27 protein-coding genes are annotated in these 20916 nt (G+C 47.4%); 19 read left to right on the top strand and 8 right to left on the bottom strand.

All coding sequences use genetic code 11. From position 1 onward, the window contains the following. Positions 1-214: 214 nt before the first annotated feature. The 7 genes from ACZ5PW_RS16355 to ACZ5PW_RS16325 form a co-directional block, all read right to left on the bottom strand. Positions 215-526 (bottom strand): iron-sulfur cluster biosynthesis family protein, encoded by a 312-nt coding sequence (locus ACZ5PW_RS16355; RefSeq protein WP_464555645.1) that lies wholly within the window; start codon positions 524-526, stop codon positions 215-217. A gap of 135 nt (positions 527-661) precedes the next feature. Beyond that, positions 662-1513 (bottom strand): AraC family transcriptional regulator, encoded by an 852-nt coding sequence (locus tag ACZ5PW_RS16350; protein WP_464555644.1) that lies wholly within the window; start codon positions 1511-1513, stop codon positions 662-664. 7 nt (positions 1514-1520) lie between these two features. Continuing rightward, on the bottom strand, positions 1521-1913 hold the full coding sequence (locus ACZ5PW_RS16345) for a cupin domain-containing protein (protein WP_464555642.1): 393 nt from the start codon (positions 1911-1913) through the stop codon (positions 1521-1523). A 215-nt stretch (positions 1914-2128) separates the two neighbouring features. Then, positions 2129-2524 (bottom strand): OsmC family protein, encoded by a 396-nt coding sequence (locus ACZ5PW_RS16340; RefSeq protein ID WP_464555640.1) that lies wholly within the window; start codon positions 2522-2524, stop codon positions 2129-2131. Between the two features lie 130 nt (positions 2525-2654). Next, positions 2655-3131 (bottom strand): YkgJ family cysteine cluster protein, encoded by a 477-nt coding sequence (locus ACZ5PW_RS16335; protein WP_464555638.1) that lies wholly within the window; start codon positions 3129-3131, stop codon positions 2655-2657. Positions 3132-3194: 63 nt separating this feature from the next. Beyond that, positions 3195-3677: a GtrA family protein gene (locus tag ACZ5PW_RS16330; protein ID WP_464555636.1), complete on the bottom strand. Its 483-nt coding sequence runs from the start codon at positions 3675-3677 to the stop codon at positions 3195-3197. 289 nt (positions 3678-3966) lie between these two features. Next, positions 3967-4365 (bottom strand): GNAT family N-acetyltransferase, encoded by a 399-nt coding sequence (locus ACZ5PW_RS16325; protein ID WP_464555633.1) that lies wholly within the window; start codon positions 4363-4365, stop codon positions 3967-3969. A gap of 378 nt (positions 4366-4743) precedes the next feature. On the opposite strand from ACZ5PW_RS16325, the gene ACZ5PW_RS16320 reads away from it, so the two are divergent. The 9 genes from ACZ5PW_RS16320 (at position 4744) to nadS (ending at position 10420) form a co-directional block, all read left to right on the top strand. Beyond that, complete coding sequence (locus ACZ5PW_RS16320; RefSeq protein WP_464555630.1) at positions 4744-6672, top strand: RHS repeat domain-containing protein; 1929 nt, start codon at positions 4744-4746, stop codon at positions 6670-6672. Then, positions 6630-6929 carry a hypothetical protein gene (locus ACZ5PW_RS16315; protein ID WP_464555629.1) on the top strand — a complete coding sequence of 100 codons (300 nt, stop codon included), beginning with the start codon at positions 6630-6632 and terminating at the stop codon, positions 6927-6929. Before ACZ5PW_RS16320 ends, ACZ5PW_RS16315 begins: the two co-directional genes overlap by 43 nt. A gap of 228 nt (positions 6930-7157) precedes the next feature. After that, complete coding sequence (locus ACZ5PW_RS16310; RefSeq protein WP_464555627.1) at positions 7158-7406, top strand: hypothetical protein; 249 nt, start codon at positions 7158-7160, stop codon at positions 7404-7406. A gap of 42 nt (positions 7407-7448) precedes the next feature. Continuing rightward, positions 7449-7790, top strand: coding sequence for a hypothetical protein (locus ACZ5PW_RS16305; RefSeq protein ID WP_464555626.1), 342 nt, complete (start codon positions 7449-7451; stop codon positions 7788-7790). A 768-nt stretch (positions 7791-8558) separates the two neighbouring features. Next, the gene (locus tag ACZ5PW_RS16300) at positions 8559-8726 is read left to right on the top strand and encodes a hypothetical protein (protein WP_464555625.1); all 168 of its coding nucleotides are present in this window, start codon (positions 8559-8561) and stop codon (positions 8724-8726) included. 36 nt (positions 8727-8762) lie between these two features. Next, complete coding sequence (locus tag ACZ5PW_RS16295; RefSeq protein ID WP_464555624.1) at positions 8763-9197, top strand: DUF6973 domain-containing protein; 435 nt, start codon at positions 8763-8765, stop codon at positions 9195-9197. 12 nt (positions 9198-9209) lie between these two features. Next, the gene (locus ACZ5PW_RS16290) at positions 9210-9584 is read left to right on the top strand and encodes a hypothetical protein (RefSeq protein WP_464555623.1); all 375 of its coding nucleotides are present in this window, start codon (positions 9210-9212) and stop codon (positions 9582-9584) included. A 172-nt stretch (positions 9585-9756) separates the two neighbouring features. Beyond that, positions 9757-10107, top strand: coding sequence for a type II toxin-antitoxin system RelE/ParE family toxin (locus tag ACZ5PW_RS16285; RefSeq protein ID WP_464555621.1), 351 nt, complete (start codon positions 9757-9759; stop codon positions 10105-10107). A gap of 1 nt (position 10108) precedes the next feature. Continuing rightward, complete coding sequence (gene nadS, locus ACZ5PW_RS16280) at positions 10109-10420, top strand: NadS family protein (RefSeq protein WP_464555619.1); 312 nt, start codon at positions 10109-10111, stop codon at positions 10418-10420. A gap of 286 nt (positions 10421-10706) precedes the next feature. Here nadS and ACZ5PW_RS16275 read toward each other — a convergent pair whose 3' ends face one another. Further along, positions 10707-11648: a UDP-glucuronic acid decarboxylase family protein gene (locus tag ACZ5PW_RS16275; protein WP_464555616.1), complete on the bottom strand. Its 942-nt coding sequence runs from the start codon at positions 11646-11648 to the stop codon at positions 10707-10709. 150 nt (positions 11649-11798) lie between these two features. Here ACZ5PW_RS16275 and ACZ5PW_RS16270 point away from each other — a divergent pair, with 150 nt between their 5' ends. The 10 genes from ACZ5PW_RS16270 to ACZ5PW_RS16225 all read left to right on the top strand — a co-directional run bounded on the left by ACZ5PW_RS16270 (position 11799) and on the right by ACZ5PW_RS16225 (position 20914). Further along, on the top strand, positions 11799-13130 hold the full coding sequence (locus tag ACZ5PW_RS16270) for a two-component system response regulator (RefSeq protein ID WP_464555614.1): 1332 nt from the start codon (positions 11799-11801) through the stop codon (positions 13128-13130). A 688-nt stretch (positions 13131-13818) separates the two neighbouring features. Then, positions 13819-14196 carry an NADH-quinone oxidoreductase subunit A gene (locus ACZ5PW_RS16265; RefSeq protein WP_464555612.1) on the top strand — a complete coding sequence of 126 codons (378 nt, stop codon included), beginning with the start codon at positions 13819-13821 and terminating at the stop codon, positions 14194-14196. After that, positions 14175-14714, top strand: coding sequence for an NADH-quinone oxidoreductase subunit B (locus ACZ5PW_RS16260; protein ID WP_464555610.1), 540 nt, complete (start codon positions 14175-14177; stop codon positions 14712-14714). The genes ACZ5PW_RS16265 and ACZ5PW_RS16260 overlap by 22 nt, the downstream gene beginning before the upstream one ends. Further along, positions 14711-15235: an NADH-quinone oxidoreductase subunit C gene (locus tag ACZ5PW_RS16255; RefSeq protein WP_464555607.1), complete on the top strand. Its 525-nt coding sequence runs from the start codon at positions 14711-14713 to the stop codon at positions 15233-15235. Before ACZ5PW_RS16260 ends, ACZ5PW_RS16255 begins: the two co-directional genes overlap by 4 nt. A 395-nt stretch (positions 15236-15630) precedes the next feature. Next, a complete protein-coding gene (locus ACZ5PW_RS16250) occupies positions 15631-16782 on the top strand; it encodes an NADH-quinone oxidoreductase subunit D (protein ID WP_464555605.1) in 1152 nt (383 codons plus the stop codon). Between the two features lie 13 nt (positions 16783-16795). After that, a complete protein-coding gene (nuoH, locus tag ACZ5PW_RS16245) occupies positions 16796-17767 on the top strand; it encodes an NADH-quinone oxidoreductase subunit NuoH (RefSeq protein ID WP_464555602.1) in 972 nt (323 codons plus the stop codon). Between the two features lie 223 nt (positions 17768-17990). Further along, the gene (locus ACZ5PW_RS16240) at positions 17991-18596 is read left to right on the top strand and encodes a 4Fe-4S binding protein (protein ID WP_464555599.1); all 606 of its coding nucleotides are present in this window, start codon (positions 17991-17993) and stop codon (positions 18594-18596) included. Further along, positions 18593-19111 carry an NADH-quinone oxidoreductase subunit J family protein gene (locus ACZ5PW_RS16235; protein WP_464555596.1) on the top strand — a complete coding sequence of 173 codons (519 nt, stop codon included), beginning with the start codon at positions 18593-18595 and terminating at the stop codon, positions 19109-19111. The genes ACZ5PW_RS16240 and ACZ5PW_RS16235 overlap by 4 nt, the downstream gene beginning before the upstream one ends. Continuing rightward, positions 19108-19416, top strand: coding sequence for an NADH-quinone oxidoreductase subunit NuoK (nuoK, locus tag ACZ5PW_RS16230; RefSeq protein ID WP_464555594.1), 309 nt, complete (start codon positions 19108-19110; stop codon positions 19414-19416). Before ACZ5PW_RS16235 ends, nuoK begins: the two co-directional genes overlap by 4 nt. 4 nt (positions 19417-19420) lie before the next feature. Beyond that, entirely contained in the window at positions 19421-20914 is a 1494-nt protein-coding gene (locus ACZ5PW_RS16225; protein ID WP_464555592.1) for a monovalent cation/H+ antiporter subunit D family protein, read from the top strand. Positions 20915-20916: the final 2 nt, after the last annotated feature.

Raw genomic sequence — 20916 nt, 5'->3', positions numbered from 1 at the left:
ACTAGACTGCTGATAAAGCAGCACCTGCGCTCTTGCTGCGAAAAACTGCGAGACTGACGTATTCTCAACTACGCATCCTTCAATAATTTCAATTGCATACGGTCTCTGGTACTTTCTCAACATGATGATTCCGGCTTTGCCGCCAAAACCGAAAAAGGGCCGGACCACAAATGGTCCGGCCCTTTTGGATCATGATCGTAATCAAGCTCGTTTATTAACCGCATCCGCAGCAGCCGGTTCCGCAACCGCCTTCAGCCTGCTCGAATACAAGTGAAGAGGATATTTCGATACCCATGGGGGTCAGATCGATTACCATAGGTTTGGCCTGTTCCAGGAGCTCCTGATCTACAACGAAGTCATAACCTTCAAGGTTTATGGTCTCATCGCCTTCTTTAGCACTGTCGATTCCAAGAGCGAGGCGGGTGCCGCTGCATGCTGAAGCAACATATATGCGGATAGGTTCTTTCTCTTTTTCTTCAAAATGCTGATCAAGAACTTCTTTTGCTTTATCTGTGATTTTGAGCATTAAATCTCTCCTTTTGGGGTTGGTTTACTAAGAGGATAGCTTTGATCTTTTCTAAGTCAACACACTTTGATCAAAAAAGTTCTTAGTATTTGTCTGTTTTTGGGTTTTGCTTGGTTCTCATAGACTAGGTCTATCCTAATTGTGGCACGGACTTACGTTGTCTTTGAGGAAGCTCCCCGGTGAGATTCCTTTTACCTTTTTGAAGTGCCGGGAAAAATGACTTTGGTCAGAAAAACCGGAATCGATGGCAGTTTGAGTCAGCGGAACTTTGTTTCTTAAAAGTTGTTCCGCATATTTCACGCGGCATGAGATTACCATCTCCTGCGGAGAAATTCCGTAATGCTTTACAAACTGTTTCTGCAGGTGGAAGGGGTTTATGCCTCCTTCTTCTGAAAGTTTTGCAAGGGTTATTTTTTCCCTGAAGTTTAACCGGATGTAATCGCGGACCCTTTCAAGATCCGCATTTTCGATGTGCTTCTTTACTATGATGCTGTCGGAGCTCAAATTGCTGATGGCGTGGTATAAAAATGAGTTAAGCCGGCATTCGATTTCAAGGTGGTTGTTTGTTTCTTCCAGTGCTTCGAAGAAAGCCATGAATGAGATCCTGTCAAAATCAGTGTGCGCTTTGAGAGGATCGAAAACCGGAATTGCGCAAGGTTTACCTGTAATCTCCGCCGACAGTTTTTGCAGGTGTGATCCGGAAACACATATTGCCCTGTAGGAATGAGGGCCTGATTCGTTACAGCGGACCGAGTCACATTCATGTGATGTGCCGGGGGGAAGTATGGACATCTCCCCGGCACTGAATATCCGTTTTCTGCCCTGAATTCCGAGATACCTTCTGCCCCGCTCAATAAGTGTGAATACATAGCTTGAGTGCACATGGCGGGGAAAGCGGTTTTCAACATCCACCGCTTCCAGAGCCGATACATGGGGGAATCCTTCAGGGTTATGGAATATTATTTTTCCTTTTGTGTTGCGGGGCATGAATCCTCTATAACAGCGCGGGGAAAAACTTTGCAAGGATGGTAAGCCCGTCATCCCCGGCCCTGACACTGTGCTCGCAACCGCAGGGAATTACCGTGCTTCGGCCCGGAAGGTATGTTTTCATCTCTCCGCCCAGCATGGCCTGTCCGCTTCCCTGAATGATTTCATGCAGTTCCCACTGGGGATTGTGGGTGTGTGTTTCAAGCGAGCATCCGGGGTCTACCCGGACCACATGGCAGCTCAGGCTGCCGTTTGTTTTCTCTCCGGTCACAAGATGCTTCAGGTTGACCCCTTCAAAAACAGGATGCGGCGACCAGTCAAGTTCGGAGCATTTAATTGTTCCGTCCACCGTTTCAACGCTTCCATTACAGAAAAGGACTGAAATCTCTTTGTCTGACATATCTGTTCTCCTTATGAAATTGGGTTTTGGTTTGCAGGAGAGTTCTATGTCAGGCGGCAGGTGAAAGTATTGTACGATCTTGGTGAATGGAAAATTATGTGTGTTTTCGAAGTGGTATTGTCATTAAACGGAAAAAGGCCGGAATCACGCATACATTCAGTATGTTGTGATCCCGGCCCTGCAGGCACATCTTCAGTGCTTTGCTGATTCGGTTCTTAAACTATTTCAAGATTAAAAGCCGGTGGATTCAGCAGCTGTTTTTTGATGGTGCACATGTCGATGGCGCGAAGCAGCGCCGCCTTGTATTTTTCCGGAAATCCTTCCGGCAGGGTCAACTGATAATTGAACTGGCTGACCTGTTTGCTTTCAGGGTCAATTGTGTATTCCACACGCATTGCCATACCGTCCATGTTGATGGATCTGGTTTCACAGAAATTACGTGCGTAATGGCCCGCGCAGGTCGCCAGCGAAGCCAGAAACAGATCCAGCGGGGTGGGAGCGGAATCTTCTCCCCCGACTGAGACAGGCATGTCGGTAGCAATGGTATGAGCGCCGCTGACAGCCGACACTTTTTTGCCTTTACCGAATTCAATGGTCATTTCCTTGGTCATTCAGACTCCAAATCCGCCAAAATTGTTGGTTAAGGGATAGTACCAAATTCAACAAATTGAGAATAGCTCTTGTTATGGGAAAAGATCAATGCTTCTGCTCTGAAAAAAAAGAGTATTTTAATTATTAGAGTTAGTTGTCCGGTTTGGATGGAGGGACGGTTTTGAAATTTGCCTCCTCGTTTACCGCGTTTTCGAGAATCTTCTCAAAATCGATCTCCGTTGACATGCGGAAACCGCAACCGTCAGGCAGGCAGCCGTTCTGCATGTATATACTGGGTGCGGGGAATCGTTTGCACAGTTCAGGGCGGTTGTCATAATCATTGCAGATTCCGCTTTCATCAAGACAGGAGCAGCCGAATTTAAGGTGTCCCGACTCCGTCTTTCCTATAATTTCAAAGCGTCTGAGGTACTCAAGCTTTTTTTTAAGCTTCTTGAACTGCGCTGGCTTTTTCAGCCATCTGCCTTCCACATGCAGGCAGATGCCACTGCAGCATTTTCCGCACAGGTTGCACGAGCCGCGGATTACAACCATGCGGTTTTTTCTTTTTATCAGCCACTTTCGCAGCAGGTAGCTTAAGTGGTCTATGAAATCATTGAGAAAAGACATATCTTCCAGCTTTGTTTGTTTGCTGAAAGATAGTCATCCGCAGGCGGGAATGCAAGCCCGGAATTAAAGGTGTTTTCCGGCAACCCGGAAATTGACGTACAGGTTGAGCAGATAGTTCCAGAGTCCGGTGGCGAATGAAACAAGGATTCTGGCAATGAGATACTGCCAGCCAAGCACTGTGACCATGATATGCATCCCGCCTGTCACTATCACCAGTCCGGTTCCGGCAATGAGCATAAAACCCAGATAACCTTTTTTGAATCCCCGTTCCGAACCCTTGAAAACCAGCTTGCGGCTTATATAATAATTGATGGAGACCGCTATGAAAAAAGCCAGACCCGCCGCAAACACTGGGGACCAGCCGAAAGCGTCCGTAAAAAGATAAAGCATGGCCAGATCAAATAGAAATGTTCCGCCGCCTACACATCCGTAGCGTAAGAATCTGGCCAGTCCTTTTGAGTCCAGTGAAGGTATTTTCCTGTTCGGGTTCATTTTGCTTTCAGACTGCATAATCAGGGCGATTAGCCGGGATGCCGTTGTTTCCATGCAAAGAGTCTCTTTTAGCTGGTGCGGGTTGGCAGGGTGGCCTGCAATGAGTGTTTGCTTCTGTTGAATCAGGAAAGCCCGCAGAGGCTGAAAAAGTCAAGACCAATATGCAATGCTCACAGCTTTGTCACTTAACGCAAAAAGAAAGACCCCGTCGGCTAAGGGGGTGAAATCCTTGCCAACGGGGCTTGCGGCGTTCGGGTCAGGTTGCGCCAAACCTCCCTTTTGCCGTCTGGAAGAAAGGGTGTCTGTTCTGTTAGGAACGAAAGAGAGTGATTGAAATTTACATTTATAAAGTGGAGACAAACATGGGAGCCTTATCCATGTGATGGCTGAATCCACAGTTTTTATAGAAGCCGACCTTATCCTCTATTGAAATCAGCACCTTTCTGGGAATATCCTCGTATTCGTCCAGCATTCCCCGGACCAGTTTCTTCCCGAGGCCCATTCCCTGATATTCGGGATCGACCACAAGGTACTGAAAATATGTAGTAAGAACTCCGTCAGTCATTGAGTTTATAAGCCCGACAAGTCGGTCTGCTTCCCAGACTGAGTAAACCCTGTGGGAGTTGCGCATGGCCTGACGGACTTTCTCGGGATATCTGCCGGATTCCCAGTCAACTGAGAGGAAAAGCCTTTCAAGTTCCCGGGCTTTGAATTCCTTTGTCCAGCTGTAAGTCAAATCCACCTTGCGTCTCCTTATTGAGTGCTTCGTTGAGGTTGTTTATAGGTAAGCCCTTTTCATATGTCTAATATATAATTTGTGTTTGTTTGATACTTTTAATGTATCGATTGGCGAAGTGGGGATTAGTATCATGAATTTGGTAGATAATTCAGGGAGATTATTAAGATTAGAAGTAGTCGTAGTTTGCCTGACCAAGGAAGCGGCTTTTCCTCTGGCTATGCCTGAGATTAATTAAAAAAAGCTGATTTTTGTAAGGGCGGACCTGAGTTAACTGAAAAATGTCCGGCTTATCGCATATGGTCAACAGTTCAAGGAACATAACAGCCTATTAACACGTGGTTTATAGCTGTTGTTCCCAAACATTTGACCCAGGACATTATTATGACGTCTGATGAAAGATTTATTTTGAGAAAGAAGGACAGGAATAACCTGACTTCAGGGCAGCGTATTTATGGAAAAAACGAACCGCCTGTTGTGCAGATTGAAACTCAATGGGAAGTGGTCGACCGTTGCACAGGTGAAAAGTTGACCGAGCCTTTGCCGGACTTTGCGGAATTTTCCAGTTCCGACAAAATGTACCCTTCCATGATGAAGCCGGAAGTTAAAGCCCGCTGGGACTTAAAGAATCGTGAATGGGAGAATGCAAAGGAACAATTCAGGCAAATCAATCGTATTTGTCATGCTAAGTTTATCTGTGAGAACCCCGACCATGCGCTTGCTCAAAATCTGGCGAAAACAGATTACGGCAGACAGATTCTAGCCGAGCTTGGCAAAGCTCCTTCCGCCCATGCACGCTACGCTATCCCGGCCTATGAGCATAGTCAGCCTACCCTGCCTCAAACTGGAACAGGAGCGAATCTTCATGATGAATTTGCCTTTGACGGCGTGGACTTAAATCCCAATGAGAATACGCAAGTAACACATTTTGCAATTCCCGGCGCAGAAGAGCCGTTTTCGTTTCTGACAACAGCCCGTGACGGTAACGGCCGTATTGCCGAAAAAATGATCTCCCTTGAACCTGCGGAACATCACGTTAGTTACGAATACGATGCCGGAGGCAGACTCAGCAAGGTTTGCAAGGACGGTCGCCCTATTGAGTATTATCAATACGGCAAGCATGGTGAGCGGTTGATGTCCGAGACATTTCATAACGGCATTCAGCGATGTGTTTACGGAGAAGGTTTGCGGCTTATGCGGGCCGGGGATGTGAAATATTCTTATGATCCACAGGGCCGACTGACCATGAAGCAGGATCGCGGGCAGGTTACACGGTATGAATATGATACAAACGGGCAGCTCGTGCAGGTTTACCTGCCTGATGGTAAGCGCATCAGTTATATCGTCGATCCGCGCGGGATGCGCATTGCCAAGCAGGTTAACGGCAAAACCGTGGAGACCTACCATTGGGCAGACCGCAGTACTTTAGTTTCAGTGGCGGATGATCAGGGGCGGTTGAAGGAATTTGCTTATGACGAGGAAGGTGACCCGATCGCAATGCATTGGAATAACGAGATGTATTACTTCGCATCTGATCAGGTGGGTACCATTTATATGGTTGCTAACAGCAATGGAAATGAGGTAAAGCGAATTATAAGCGATTCGTTCGGTAATTTGATGGTCGATACCAATGAGGCTTTTGCAGTCCCGCTTGGCTTCGCTGCAGGACTTTATGACCGGGATACCGGACTGGTTCATTTCGGTTATCGTGAATACGATCCTTCCGTTGGGCGTTTTATCTCACCTGATCCGTTGGGCTATGCTGGCGGGGATGTGGATTTGTATGGATATTGCGCTGATGATCCGGTTAACTTTGTGGATCGGGTTGGGTTGCAGGGGGAGAGTGAGGAAAGTGAAGAGGACGATAATATTACTGATTCTGTTTTTGGTGTTGACCCTAATGAGCAGGTAAAAAAGATGAATTCTCTTAAATGGGGTGGCAAAGGACGTTCTGTAAAAGACGGCCCTGAGTACGGGAATTGGGGTGGAGGAAAATATAGTGGTGGAGTTGAAGGTGGTAAGGTTGGGGCCGCTCAGCCAGTAGATAGTTCTGATGAAGCTTACAAAAAACATGATCTGGCTTATGAGCGAATTAAAAATATGGACACACTTGGTGATGTTAATGAAGAACAAAAAAAATTAATTAAAAAGGCTGATAAAGAATTGATAGAGGATCTAAAAAGACTAGATGCAGATTCCAGCAAATGGGAAAAGCCTCCCAAAAAAAGAGACCAGAATAATGCTGAATTGTATAGCGAAGGAGCAAAGTTATGGTTCTCAGTGAGCAACCGGTGGAAAGAAATAACACAATAATAGCGTTAATGTGGATTTATGTGCTTCCAAGTTGGATTTTATTTGGGAAACTTCTTTCTGAAACAGACAGCGCATCAGTTAATCTTTTGATTCCTGTTATTCCATATTCTGCTTTGTTTCTCTTATTTTTGAAAAGTAATGAGAAAACAAGAAAAGATTGGATTTTAGTGATTTTTGCAGGAGCAGCGGCAAATTTGCCTCAATTGTTCGTACTGTACTTACTATATAATTGGCTGGTTAGCGGATTTGCCGCATAGTTTTGGGGCGGTATTTATATAGGTCAGCCCTTCGGGGTTGGCCTTTTTTATTCGTAGTTCTGGAGTGTTATGCTTATTGTCCAAGCATAACATTTATGAATTCGATTTAAGGGGTTTTATACCATAACTGAGGCCATTTCTGTTGGCCTCAATTCAGAAAGTCACCCCGGAAATCTGTGATGAACCAAAAATATGGGGCCAATTCCTTAAGGTAATTATGCTACTGATATGGAAAAGTTAGTGAAATATTCAGGCATGAGTCGTTTGACAAATCTTCCGTTAAAAGGAGATCTAGGCCGTTTTTGGGTTTCTTTGGACCCTTCATCAAAAAATGAAATGTATGGAAGAACTGGTATTGGAATGCATGGAGGAATTTTACCTGGTTCTGCTGGTTGCATAGATGTAGGTGATAGTGATCGTGAAATTTTAAATAAGTTTCAAAAATCCAAAGGTAAAATTCCGCTTATAGTTGAATAAGTTAAAATGGCCCACCAATTATGGTGGGCCTTGTGAGGTTTTATGCTTGTCGATTTTGTATGGGCTTTTTTTTTAGGAAATATGATTAAATTATTGAACCATATTGATTACCATCCTCTCCCACTATTAGTCGATATCGTATTATTTTTTATCGTCTTGCATACATGCAGAAATAAACATGTGGGAATATTTGCTTCAGCATTTGGTTTTGCGTTTCATGAACAGTATTTTTCATCTATTGGTACTTCATTAGGACTAATATATCCACAGTATCCACCAGAATTAGCCTTTAGTGTATTTATTATTACTGTAGTGCTAGTTTATTTTCTCTTCTTTACTGTTAATTTATTTAATATAATTTGGACTAGAGTATCAAAAAAATAAAAGCATGTTGTTGGAATAAAGTCGTTAGTCCTGTTTAAAAACTTATAATATCAACTCACGGGCTGATTTTTAGGTTTGAATAAAAGTAGAAAAATCTAAAGAAGAGAAAAATAAGAATACAACAGGATATGTGCTTGGTGTAGATGATTGTGTAGAAAATATTTCAGATATTCTAAACGAAGGTGAATTTAAAGCTCCAAAACATGATAAATTTACTTTGCCTAAAACTTATTTCAATGAACTAAAATAATTTAAGTAGGCCCAGAGGTTAATCTTTGGGCCTACAGTATAGTATATGAAAAAATATTTTTTAATCTGGCTTGTGACAGGAATTCTATCTGAGGTTCTACTGTATTCCAGTTCTATGACAGAAGATGTTGCTCAACGTGGGTATTGGTCAGATTTAGCTGTGTTTTTGAATCCATATGCGATGCTGTATATGGGGCATGATCTTTATTCAAAGGCGTTTTGGAACATTTTTTTATTTATGCATACCTTAAGATTAGTATGGCTTTTGATTGCAGGATGGTTAGACAGGAAGTCTTGTAAGTTCTTCTTTACTAAGTATATTGCGTGGATAATGCTCGTTTTGTATTTAACACCGAGCTTGTTCGTACTTTAGATTCCGGTTGTTAAAATTCAAAATATATAAGACCAGTCACCCTGTCTCTTTAGGTTGGCTGGTCTTTTTGTAGCTTAGCTTGATTACGCCATTTCGGTTTCCGAGAATACGACCCCGTCATAGGCAGGTTCACTTGCCCTGATCCCTTGGGATATGGCGGCGGGGATGTGGATTTGTATGGATATTGCGCTGATGATCCGGTTAACTTTGTGGATCGTGTTGGGTTGCAGGGGGAGAGTGAGGAGAAGAAGAGTATAAGTCCCTCTGATTCTATTACTGGTCTTGATATACGAAAAGTGCGTAGTGAAACCTAGAAAAGAAGTCCTTCCGATTCGATAACAGGGCTTGATATGAGGAAAGTTCGTGCGGAAGTACGAAATACTAAAGATGGGGATTCTTTATTCTTTAAAAATATAAATGAGTATATTGAGAAAGGAGTTGAAGCAGTTAAAGATGCTTCCGGTTATAGTAGAGCTGTTGAAATTGCAAAGGAAGAATTAGCAAAACGTGGTAGAGGAAATCATAATAATGAAGGTGATGCAATGCGGCATGCTGAATGGAATCGGAGGATGACAGAAGAACTTGGGGCATCAAGAGCCTGGGCATTTGGTACAGCACACGAAATTGATGGGTTGATATATCATAATCAACCATGGAATGAAGCAATGATGGACATGCATAATAACGCAGTAGGAAGAGCTGCTGGTAGTGAAAACAGACCTGTTGATAAATCAAAGCTTCGAAAAGGACTTAATAGTGATATACAAATCAACCCTTACGATTAATTGGGGCAACTAATGATGAAAAGAACTTCTTGTTTGCTCGCTATGCTATTCTGCTTGTTTTTAGGGGTTATTGGTGGGATGGGGTCAAAAACAAACTACGGCTTATTTATCGTTGAAAATAGTTCAGATGAGGATGTGGATCAAATAGAAATCAATGTGATGGATTTAAAAATAAAATTACCTGGAATTAAGACAAATGATTTAATTACTGGTCGTTATGAAATTCCTGGTGACAGTCATTATGATATAGTTGTTACATTTGTTTCAGGTAGGACAGTTGAATTTTCTTCTGGATATATGACCGACGGACTTGATTCCTCTGATTTATTCATTATTGAAAATGATAGTATAGAGCACCACTCTATACCACCTGTTGAAATTAATTAATATTTGGTGCTACATAGAAAATTGCATGGTTTTTATGATACATCCTAGCTAACAATTGATGAGCCCTTGGCATATGCACTGCCAAGGGCTTTTGTGTGTCAATTATGATGATCCGGTTAACTTTGTGGATGATAAATCTTGACTTGCTACTCCAATGGAGTACTATAGAAGCATGGCCAAGTTGATGACCGTCATTGAGACTCCCGAATTCATAAAAGACATTAAGCGGTCAAAGATGAGCGCCGAAGAGCATAGGGAGCTTATCAATTTCTTAGCAGCTAATCCTGCTGCCGGAGTCCTGATGGAAGGAACTGGCGGTGTTCGTAAAGTTCGTTTTGCCGGAGCTGGCCGAGGTAAAAGTGGAGGCTACAGAGTTGTGTATTATTATCACGACACAAGTATTCCTGTGTTTGCCTTGAATCTTTTTTCAAAGAGTGAAAAGGCCAATCTGACCAAAGCTGAACGTAATATGATGAAGATGCTTGTACAGCTCCTAGTACAAAGCCTCAAGGGGGAAAAGTAATATGGCAAGTGCCGGAGAACGTATCCTCAAAAGCCTTGAGCAGGCAGTTTCCATTGCCAAGGGTGAAATGGATGAGTCTGAGTACAACGTTAATATTCCAGAAGAAGTAGATGTTCGCAGTATTCGCGAAAAGCTAAATATGACGCAGATCGGTTTTGCAAAGGCATTCGGGCTTTCTCTGTCATCAGTTCGACACTGGGAGCAGAAACGCCGAACACCTGAAGGTCCAACCAGAGCTTACCTTAAAATTATTTCTCAGGAACCTGAAATGGTCCGCAAGGTCTTGTCCGATCCAGGGTGTGATGCACGGTAAACATTCTGTCGTGAAATATGTTTTTGAAATGAAAGCACCCCGCTTGGCCGGTGGGGTGCTTTTTATTGCGAACCAGCCATAGCCATGCCCCTAGCGTTGCACCTGCCAAGGGCTCTTATGTATTTAAAAGTCTATCCTCTTTTTTAGCTTAAAAATAATTTCCATCCTAAAGCCGCCACTCAAACTCGGCAAGTCCCACGGACGCATTGCCCAAGTCCTGAGACTGCAATGTTCGTCCGTTACTGCTGTAAAAAGTGTAACGCCGGTGAATGGGCTGATAACCGCCTTACAGGATGCTGTCGAAATATTCGATAGTGGGTTTCAGACCTTCTTCCAGAGGTGTGGTGGGGGTCCAGTCCAGTTCCTTTTGCGCGAGGGAAATATCCGGTCTCCGCTGGCAGGGATCATTTTCCGGGAGCGGACGGTATTCCAGTTTTGAAGACGATCCGGTCATTTCAATTATCAGTTCGGCCAGTTCCTTGATTGTAAACTCCCGTGGGTTGCCGAGGTTGACGGGCCCGGTGAATGAATCATCGGAATTCATAAGCCTGATAAAGGCGTCAATGAGGTCGTCAATATAGCAGAATGATCTGGTCTGCGAGCCGTCTCCGTAAATGGTTATGGACTCATTTTTCAGGGCCTGAACAATGAAATTTGATACCACACGGCCGTCATTTACCGCCATGCGCGGGCCGTAAGTATTGAATATGCGGGCCACTTTTATGAGCAGGCCATGCTGGCGGTAGTAGTCGAAGAAAAGGGTTTCTGCACATCTTTTCCCCTCATCATAGCAGGCCCTGAGGCCGATGGGATTCACATTTCCCCAGTAATCCTCCTTCTGGGGATGGCAGGTAGGGTCACCGTATACTTCTGATGTGGAGGCCTGAAAGATCTTAGCCTTAACCCTTTTGGCCAGACCAAGCATATTGATAGCCCCGTGAACAGAAGTCTTTGTGGTCTGCACCGGGTCGAACTGGTAATGGATGGGGGATGCGGGACATGCCAGATTGAAAATATTATCAGTTTCCACATAGAGTGGAAAAGTGATGTCATGGCGCATCATTTCGAAATACGGGCTGTCCAGCATTGCTACTATATTGGATTTCTGGCCGGTATAGAAATTGTCCACACAAAGAACTTCATGGCCGAGTTCCAAAAGTTTTTCACATAGTCTTGAGCCAAGGAATCCGGCTCCACCGGTAACAGTGTAGTGTCGGGATTGTGTCATTGATGCCTCCGGCAGCGGAACAGATTTACAAATATATTAATAAATACTTCTAAAACATAGATAAAACAAGATGTAAAAAGATGCCTTCATTCCATAAAAAATAGCAACAGGGTCTTTTAACTTTTTTGGAAATGTATTATTCAGCAGGTTATGGAAAAAACTCTCAAAATACTGCTCGTTGATGATAATGCAGTGAACCTTAATCTGCTGGCCAGAGTGCTCAAGTCTGACGGGCTTGAAGTGTATACCGCTTTTGATGGAAATGAGGCGGTTGAGCTTTGCCGGGAGAATGACTTCGCCCTGATCCTTCTTGATGTTCAGATGCCTGGTATGGACGGCTATGAAGCAGCAAGGGAGATCAAGAAAATAGAAGCATGCCGCCTGATCCCCATAATTTTTCTGACCGCCATATACAAGGATCCCACGTATGCCCGCATGGGCTATGATGCCGGGGCCGTGGATTTTCTCACCCAGCCGGTTGACCCCCAGATTTTACGGGGCAAGGTTGCTGTTTTTCTGGAGCTCAAGCACCAGAAAGATATGCTCGAGAAAGAAATCGCGCAGAGAAAGCGGACCGAGCTGGCCCTGCGTAAGGCGGAAGAGAAATACAGGAATATATTCGAGCGCGCGGTAGAGGGTATTTTCCGTTCCACTCTGGGGGGCAGGCTTATCGAGGTCAATCCCGCACTTGCGCGGATAATGGGTTATGACTCCCCTCAGGACATGATTGATAACGTCAATCTGGATACAGTGTATGTTGAGGTTGAAGAGCGTCCTGTTTATGTGAAAAAACTGATGAAAGAGAAGTCTCTGAATGATTATGAAATGCAGGTCAGACGCAAGGATGGCTCCCTGATCTGGATTTCGGAAAGCAGCAGGCTGTTCGAAGAGAATGGAGATTTCTACGTAGAAGGTGTTGTTGAGGATATAACACACCGTAAAATATGCGAAATGGATTTACAGGAGAAGGCGACTCTGGATGCGCTGACCGGCATTCCGAACCGTTACCTCTTTTTCGACAGGCTGGGTAAATCCATCGCCAATGCGGTCCGCTTCAAACAGGAACTGGCCCTTCTTTTTATCGACCTCAATGACTTTAAGAAAGTCAATGACCGCTATGGGCATCATGCCGGGGATCTGCTTCTCGCGAAAGTTGCAGGCAGGTTGAGGGCAAGGCTTCGCTCCTCGGACACTTTCGCTCGACTGGGCGGTGACGAGTTCTGTGTGCTGCTTGAACGTCCGGGAGAGGTGGAAAATATTGCCCGCGTAGCTGAAACATTCATTGAATGTCTGGAAAAGCCTTTTCAGTTTGACGGCATCTCATGCAACATCGGGGCATCAATCGGCATAAGCCGCTACCCTCATGACGCTTCGATGGCGGAGGAGCTGGTGAGAATGGCGGATGATGCCATGTACCGGGTCAAGGAGTGCAGAGAAGTGAGTTACCGTTTTTATTCAAGTGCAGGGCCGGTCCGTTTATAAATTTATAAATCAAAGTCCCGCAGGAGAGCCTCGCTTGCAGGACCCATGAATCGAAAATAACCGATTCGTTCTTTTTCCCGCCTGTTAAAACCGCTTTTCTTTTGATTTTATCTGACTCATAGCTGTTTTTTGAGTGTATCCATTTGTCGCGTAGATGCGAATGCGTTGTTAAGTGTTTCTGCCATTTTGGGCAGAAACACTTTTTTTGTGGGCAGTTATGCATGGTTTGACACTGACACGCATCTTTGTGTCGATTTGATACGCATCTGGTATGAAAATGTAATTGTGAAAAAAAATACTAATCATGAATCCTTAAATATACAGGGATGTGCATGTATAATTACCTACTGTGTCATCTTTTTACGATGGAAAACCCCTTGTTAATGCTCATAAATGTGGTAAAAGTAGCTCAAAATTTATTTATGACTTTCTGTTTCATGTAATGTTTTGAATTTTAAATTTAAAAAGATGTGAATGTTTTAACTATCTATTATTTTAAACTGCTTTGAACTGTTGTTTCGGGCTCTGCACCTTGACACTATAAATAGCTGGTGAGATAGATTTAATTAAAAAATTGTTGCAGGAAGAATCTGAAATAATTTTTGTTTTTTTCAGACTGGTGTAATCAGGAACCAGTCAGGTATGTTTTTAGTAATATTAATTTCAAAATCGTAAGAGAGGTGGAAGGATGGTTTTCGACTGGCTCCAGTTTGCCATTATCATGTTTCTGGTAGGTGGTCTGCTTTTCGCCGGCGGGCCTTTGATCCTGTCCGCCCTTGTCGCTCCCAGAGCCAAAGGGGGAGATATGGGGATGCCTTATGAGTGCGGTATGAAACCACACGGTCGGGCCTGGAATCAGTTCGGTATCAGCTATTATGTTTATGCTCTTCTGTTTCTGGCTTTCGATGTGGACGTGCTCTATCTCTTCCCGGTGGCAGCCTGGTATCACGAAGCAGACGGCCTGTTTGCTTTTATCGAAGTGGCCGGATTTTTGTCGGTTCTGGCAATCGCAATCATATATTTCTGGAAAAAAGGAGTTTTCACATGGCCCCGCAAGATTTCCTGACTCCCGGCGGGCACAAGGTCGAAGACGGGCTTGTGCGTCTGGAGCTGGCAGAGGATGCCATGAACATCTGCCGCTCCATGTCGCTGTGGCCCATGACCTTCGGTCTGGCCTGCTGTGCTATTGAGATGATGGCGGTGGGCATGGCCCGTTTTGATATGGCCCGTTTCGGCGCGGAGGTGTTCCGTCCTTCCGCACGTCAGGCGGACCTGATGATCGTGGCCGGTACAGTCACTAAAAAGATGGCCCCGGCTGTTGTTCGCCTTTATGAACAGATGCCTGCCCCGAAATGGGTTCTGGCCCTTGGAAACTGTGCAATTTCAGGCGGACCGTTCAAATTCAAGAACCAGTACGGAATAGTGGAAGGGGTGGACCAGCTTATCCCGGTTGATGTTTATGTACCCGGCTGTCCGCCGCGGCCCGAAGCATTGCTGGAAGGTTTATTTCAGATTCAGGAGAAAGTGACCGGTAAACGCTGGTGGCCTGTACCTGAGGATTTGCAGAAGGAGCGTGCCAGATGATGGGGAAAGATTTCAATCTTCCGGTCAGTCCATTGATGGTCGGCAAAGGCAGTGTTGAAAACTCAGGGGTGAGCTTTAATGTTTTTCTGCTGCCGGAGGATATAGAGCAGGCCGCGCGGGCCATGCTGGATCAGGCCTACCATCTGGAGAACATAGATGCCATTGATGTGGCTGAAGGTTTTCTGATCACCTACCACTATGCCCATTTCACAAAGCCGGGACGTGTGGCGCACAGGGTCCTTGCCCCTAGGGAAGAACCGGAAGTGCCGACCATTTCACACATCTATCAGGGAGCCGACTGGCACGAGCGGGAGTGCAACGATTTTCACGGCGTGAAATTCAACGGACATCCCAATCTGCTTCCACTGCTTCTTGATCCTGAAACACCCAACGGAGTGCTGCTTAAGGATGAAAAGACCCGCAAGCCGTTGCGTGAAGTGCTCAATCCCGGTCAGATTGTTTTCAAGGAAGAAGCATTCACCCTTTTCGATGAAGAGCAGCCGGATGAAGAGTCCGGGTAGTTAATGCCTCCGGCGGCTCTCCGAGGGCGCTTTCAGCGGGACCAAAAGGCCCGCGGCCCTTTGGAATCCCAATCGGGCTTTCGCTTTCGGGAATCGTCGAAACGGCAGGACTTAATTGCAAGTGCTCCCTTTAACAGGCAGCCACAATAAACTTTATTTGTAAAGATTTACCGTCAACAGCGGCGAAGCCTTAATAAAAAGTTTTGGGATTCTTAAACCCTTTTTTACAAATCTGCAGGATAGCAGATTTGGGGGTTGCCACTAAAGGCAACACCTCGAAGAGGTGAGCCACAGGAAGTGGCGAATCAAAAGGGTTTAAGGCTCCCGGCAGGGTCGCCGAAGGCTAAAGGCTCCCGGCAGAGTCGCGAAGGCATTCAAACCAACAGGACGAGATTATGACTACATTTCCTGAAGGTGATTTTTACACCAACCACTTCGAGAAGGGTGCGGAAGAGAACACCATGATTCTGAACATGGGTCCTCAGCATCCTTCCACTCACGGTGTCCTCAGGGTCATCCTTGAGCTGGATGGTGAGTACATAGTGCGGGCCGAGCCTATTCTCGGTTACCTGCACCGTATGCACGAGAAGATGGCCGAGGTTAAAACGTGGGTTCAGTTCATCCCCAATATGGGGCGTGTCGACTACCTGCATCCTCTGGCCTGGAACCATGCTTATGTGGGAGCGGTGGAAAAGCTGGCGGGTATAGAGGTTCCCGAGCGGGCTGAGTACATCAGGGTCATCACCACCGAGCTGAACCGCATTTCCTCGCATCTTCTCTGGTGGGGCGCGTACCTGCTGGATCTCGGTGCATTTACTCCTATCATGTACGGCTTTGATGACCGTGAAATCCTCATGGACATGATGCAGAAGGTCACCGGAGCCCGGCTGACCTACAGCAACTTCCGTTTCGGCGGGGTTGTGCATGACCTTGATGACATGTTTGTGGATAAATGCCGCGATTTCATCAAACGGCTGCGTGACCGCCTGCCCATGTACAAGGATCTGGTTACCGACAACATCATTCTGCGTAAGCGGATTGAAGAGATCGGTTACATGGACGCTGACATGTGCAACCGCTACGGGGCCACCGGGCCGTTGATCCGCGGCGCGGGTGTGAAGCATGATACCCGTGTGGCGGAACCGTATTCCATCTATGACCGTTTTGAGTGGGAGGTTCCGGTTTATTATGAAGCCGATGCCATGGCCCGCTACATGGTCCGCATGGATGAAATAGAGCAGAGCCTCAATATCGTCGAGCAGGCTATCGAACAGATTCCCGAGGGCGACCACATTATAAAGAAGGCTCCGAAGCCGACATGGAAAGCTCCGGCCGGAGAGGCTTACTTCTGTACCGAAGGTGCAAGGGGCAAGGTGGGCATTCATATCGTAAGTGACGGCAGCAAGACTCCATACCGGATCAAGCTGCGTGCCCCCGGATTCTGCAACCTGTCTCTGTTCGCCGAATGCGCCAGAGGCACAATGCTGGCTGATGCGGTTGCCATTCTCGGCAGTCTTGACATGGTAATCCCCGAAATCGACAGGTAGTCAGGAGCTTCGTATGTCTCAAATACCGGTTGAACTTATAAAACTGCTCATCGCGCTGGTGGCTATCGCGGCTTTCGTGGGGCTGAACGGACTTGTTCTGGTCTACCTTGAGCGTAAGATTGCTGGATTCGTCCAGCGCAGGCCCGGTCCTTACGAAGTAGGGCCGCAAGGGCTCCTGCAGCCACTTGCCGATGCTGTTAAGCTGATTGGTAAACAGCTGTTTACCCCCTGCGGAGCAGATAAACTCCTTTTCTGGATGGCTCCGGTTCTTTCATTTTTCCCGGTACTACTTCTCTTCCTCCCAATCCCTTTCGGTCCAACTGCGACCGGAATGGAAATGAACCTCGGCCTGCTGCTCATTCTGGCCTTCTCCGGTCTGAATGTCCTCGCCCTATGTCTGGCAGGCTGGGGTTCTAACAACAAATGGGGGATACTCGGCGCGGCAAGGGCGGTGGCCCAGTCGGTCGCCTACGAAATCCCGCTGCTGCTCTCTGTGCTTGCCATTGCTTTCATGACCGGAAGCCTGAACCTCAGCACCGTTGTTGAAGGGCAGGGCGGCTGGCCGTGGCAGTGGAACCTGTTTTTGCAGCCTCTTGCTTTCATCGTCTATTTTGTGAGCGCGCTGGGTGAAACCAACCGCGCCCCCTTTGACCTGCCCGAAGCTGAAAGTGAACTGACCGCGGGATTCCATACTGAATATTCCGGCATGGGATTTGGACTGTTCTTCCTTGCCGAGTACGCAAACATGATTGTGGTCTGTTCGGTTGCCGCGGCACTGTTTCTCGGCGGTTGGCAGGGGCCGTTCTTCGATGGCGCATGGTGGTTCCTGCTCAAGGTCTACCTGCTGCTGATCGTCATGATCTGGCTGCGCTGGACCTATCCGCGCGTACGTTTCGACCAGCTCCTGAATATCAACTGGAAGTGGCTCATGCCTCTGGCTCTGTTCAACCTGTTCGTAACAGCGTTTGTGATGAAGATCGTCTGATGCGCTGCGCGCTATTGGATGAAAGATTTCGCCTCCGGCGGCCAAAGGGACTAAGCCCCTTTGGAATCCCTGAGGGGCTTTCACTGAAAGATTAACGTCAACGGCGGCGAAGCCTTAATAAGAAGTTTTGGGATTCTTAAACCCTTTTTTAAAAGGGTTTAAGGCTCCCGGCAGGGCGCACCGCGAGGGCCCCGGCAGGGTCGCCGAAGGCATCAGGTGAAATATGAGTGCAATCAAAAAGTTTGTAGATAACGTGACTTCTCTCTGGTCCCTGGTTGTGGGCTTGAAAGTCACGGGTAGGAATTTCATGGATGAGAACGTTACGGTGCATTACCCGCGCCGTACTGTTACTCCTGAACAGCTTGAGGGATTTCGCGGTCCGCTGGAGCTGGTCGGTAAACCCAAAGACCCCGCGAAGCCCAAATGTATCGCCTGCATGATGTGTGTCACCGCATGTCCGAGCAAATGCCTGACTGTGGTCAAGGCCAAGGCTCCCAAGCCCACCGAGGCCGAGGTTCAGGCGATGAAGGAAGCTGAGGAGCGCGGCGAAAAAGTCAAGAAGCCCAAGGCTCCCAAGGAACCGGCAAAGTTTTTTTATGATTTTTCACTCTGTTCACTGTGTGGTTCATGTGTGGAGAATTGTCCGGTCGATTCTCTCAGGTATTCATCCAATGTGTACCTGACCGTCACTGACCGCAAGGAATTGAAGATGGATCTGCTGGCAAGGCTGGCAGGGCAGGCCGAATCCGCCGCTGCGGACAAGTCTGCCGGATCATCAAACAAGGCTGAAGCTGAACCGTCTGAAAACTCAACAAGGACTGACTCATGATGGAACTGCTCGCTAAAGTCGCTTTCGCTATCTACACGCTGCTTATTCTGGGCGGCGGGTGCATGGCCGTGGGCGCGCACAGTCTGGTCCGGGCCATGGTGGGGCTGATAGCTTCACTGCTGGGGGTGGCCGGAATGTACATGCTCATGGCGGCACCGTTCATGGCCTTCATGCAGATCCTCATTTATGTGGGGGCTGTCTGTGTGCTCATCTTTTTCGCCATTATGCTTACCCAGGCTGACGAACATGGAGTTGAAGCGGGTTCCCGCAGACCGGGCAAATCCGCTCTGTCAGCTCTGACTTTTATTTTACCGGTTTTCGTAATCGGTTTTATTCTGGTCAAATTTCAGCCCGCGTCCATCAACCTGCCCGTGGAAGTCCCGCTGACTCAAATAGGTAAAGGCCTTCTGGAGGACTATCCGGTCGCCTTCGAGCTTATTTCAGTGGTTCTGCTGGCGGCAATGGCCGGAGCCGTTCTGCTGGCGTTTGAAAAGAAAGGGAGGAAGATTCAATGAGTCCTCTGCTGATGTATCAACTTGTGGCGCTTCTGCTGCTGGCGATCGGCCTGTACGGCATCGTCTGGCGCAAGTCACTGGTGGGTATGCTCATTTCCGTGGAGCTGATGCTCAACGGGGCCGGGCTGTCCATCGTGTCCGCCACCCAGCTTACCGAAGCCGGGAGCGCAGTGGGGCAGATCGCCGCACTCTTTGTAATGGGACTGGCCGCTGCTGAAGCGACCCTTGTACTGGCTATCATTGTTGTGGTGGCAAAACGGTTCAAGACTGCTGAAACCGATGCAGTATCAAGGCTGAAAGGGTGAGTAAATGACAGTAGCTACAGAATTCATCACCAGTTCGCGCATCCTGATTCCGCTTGGCATCACCCTCGTGGCTCCGTTCTTCATCTGGTTTTTCCGGGAGAGCATCAACAGGCGCGAGGCCGTATCCATCTGGGCCGGGATACTGACTTTTATCTCGGTGGCCTCGATGGTCCCCGATGTACTGGAAGGGCGCATCATCCAATACACCCTGTTCACTCTTTTCCCGGGTGTTAATGTCTCCTTTGCCGCTGACGGGCTGGCCTTTGTGTTCGCCCTTATCGCATCTTTCCTCTGGGTTTTCGCAACAAGCTACAACATAGGCTATATGCGGAGTCTCAATGAGCATGCCCAGACCAGATATTATTTCTGTTTCGCGGTAGCCATTTTCGGTGCGGTCGGCGTGGCTTTCTCGGCCAATATTTTCACCCTCTACCTTTTCTATGAAATCATTTCCGTGTTCACCTATCCACTGGTTGCCCACCATCAGGATGATGAGGCATTCAGCGGGGCACGGAAATACATGGTCTACCTGATGGGTACTTCCAAGCTGTTCCTGCTTCCGGCCATGGTCCTGACCTATGTGCTCTGCGGAACACTTGATTTCCATCTCGGTGACGTGGCGCAGGGAATCTTCCCGGCGGATGCCGATCCCATGCTGGTTACCGTAACTTACGTGCTTTACATCGCGGGTCTGGCAAAAGCGGCGCTCATGCCGTTTCACAACTGGCTCCCTTCAGCGATGGTCGCGCCGACTCCGGTATCCGCGCTGCTGCATGCGGTGGCAGTTGTTAAGGCCGGTGTGTTCTCGGTTTCCCGTGTCATCCTCTCCGGCTTCGGCGTTGATCTCATGGATAAATTGGGACTGGGACTGCCTACAGCCTACCTCGCGGCTTTTACCATCGTTACGGCTTCACTCATCGCCCTGACCAAGGACGATATCAAGGCCCGGCTCGCCTACTCAACTGTAAGCCAGCTTTCCTACATCATTATAGGTGTCGCCATGCTTACTCCGGAAGCGGTGCAGGGCGGGCTGATGCATATCGCCCACCACGCTTTCTCCAAGATCACCCTGTTCTTCGGAGCCGGAGCCATCTATGTGGCTACACATCTTAAAAAGATCAGCCTCATGGACGGGCTTGGACGTCGAATGCCGTGGACTTTCGGAGCCTTTGCCATCGCCTCCCTTTCCATGATCGGTGTACCTCCGGTCTGTGGATTCGCGACCAAATGGTATCTGGTCAAGGGTGCTGTCGGGATAGGGCAGTGGGGGCTGCTGATTGCACTGCTGGCAAGTACCCTGCTCAATGCGGGTTACTTCGGTCCCATCGTCTACCGGGCTTTCTTCAAGGCCCCAGCGGAAGGTGCGAACATAGAGCAGTACAGCGAAGCACCGCTATGCATGGTTATTCCGCTTTTTACCACGGCCCTGATTTCGGTCTGGCTGGGGCTTTATCCCCAGACTTTCCTGAACTTCATCAACGTGTTCGGTAAATTCTAAGG

The organism is Maridesulfovibrio salinus (assembly GCF_055394525.1).
Note: the sequence above shows the minus strand (reverse complement) of the source record. Positions and strands in the feature narration are given on the sequence as shown.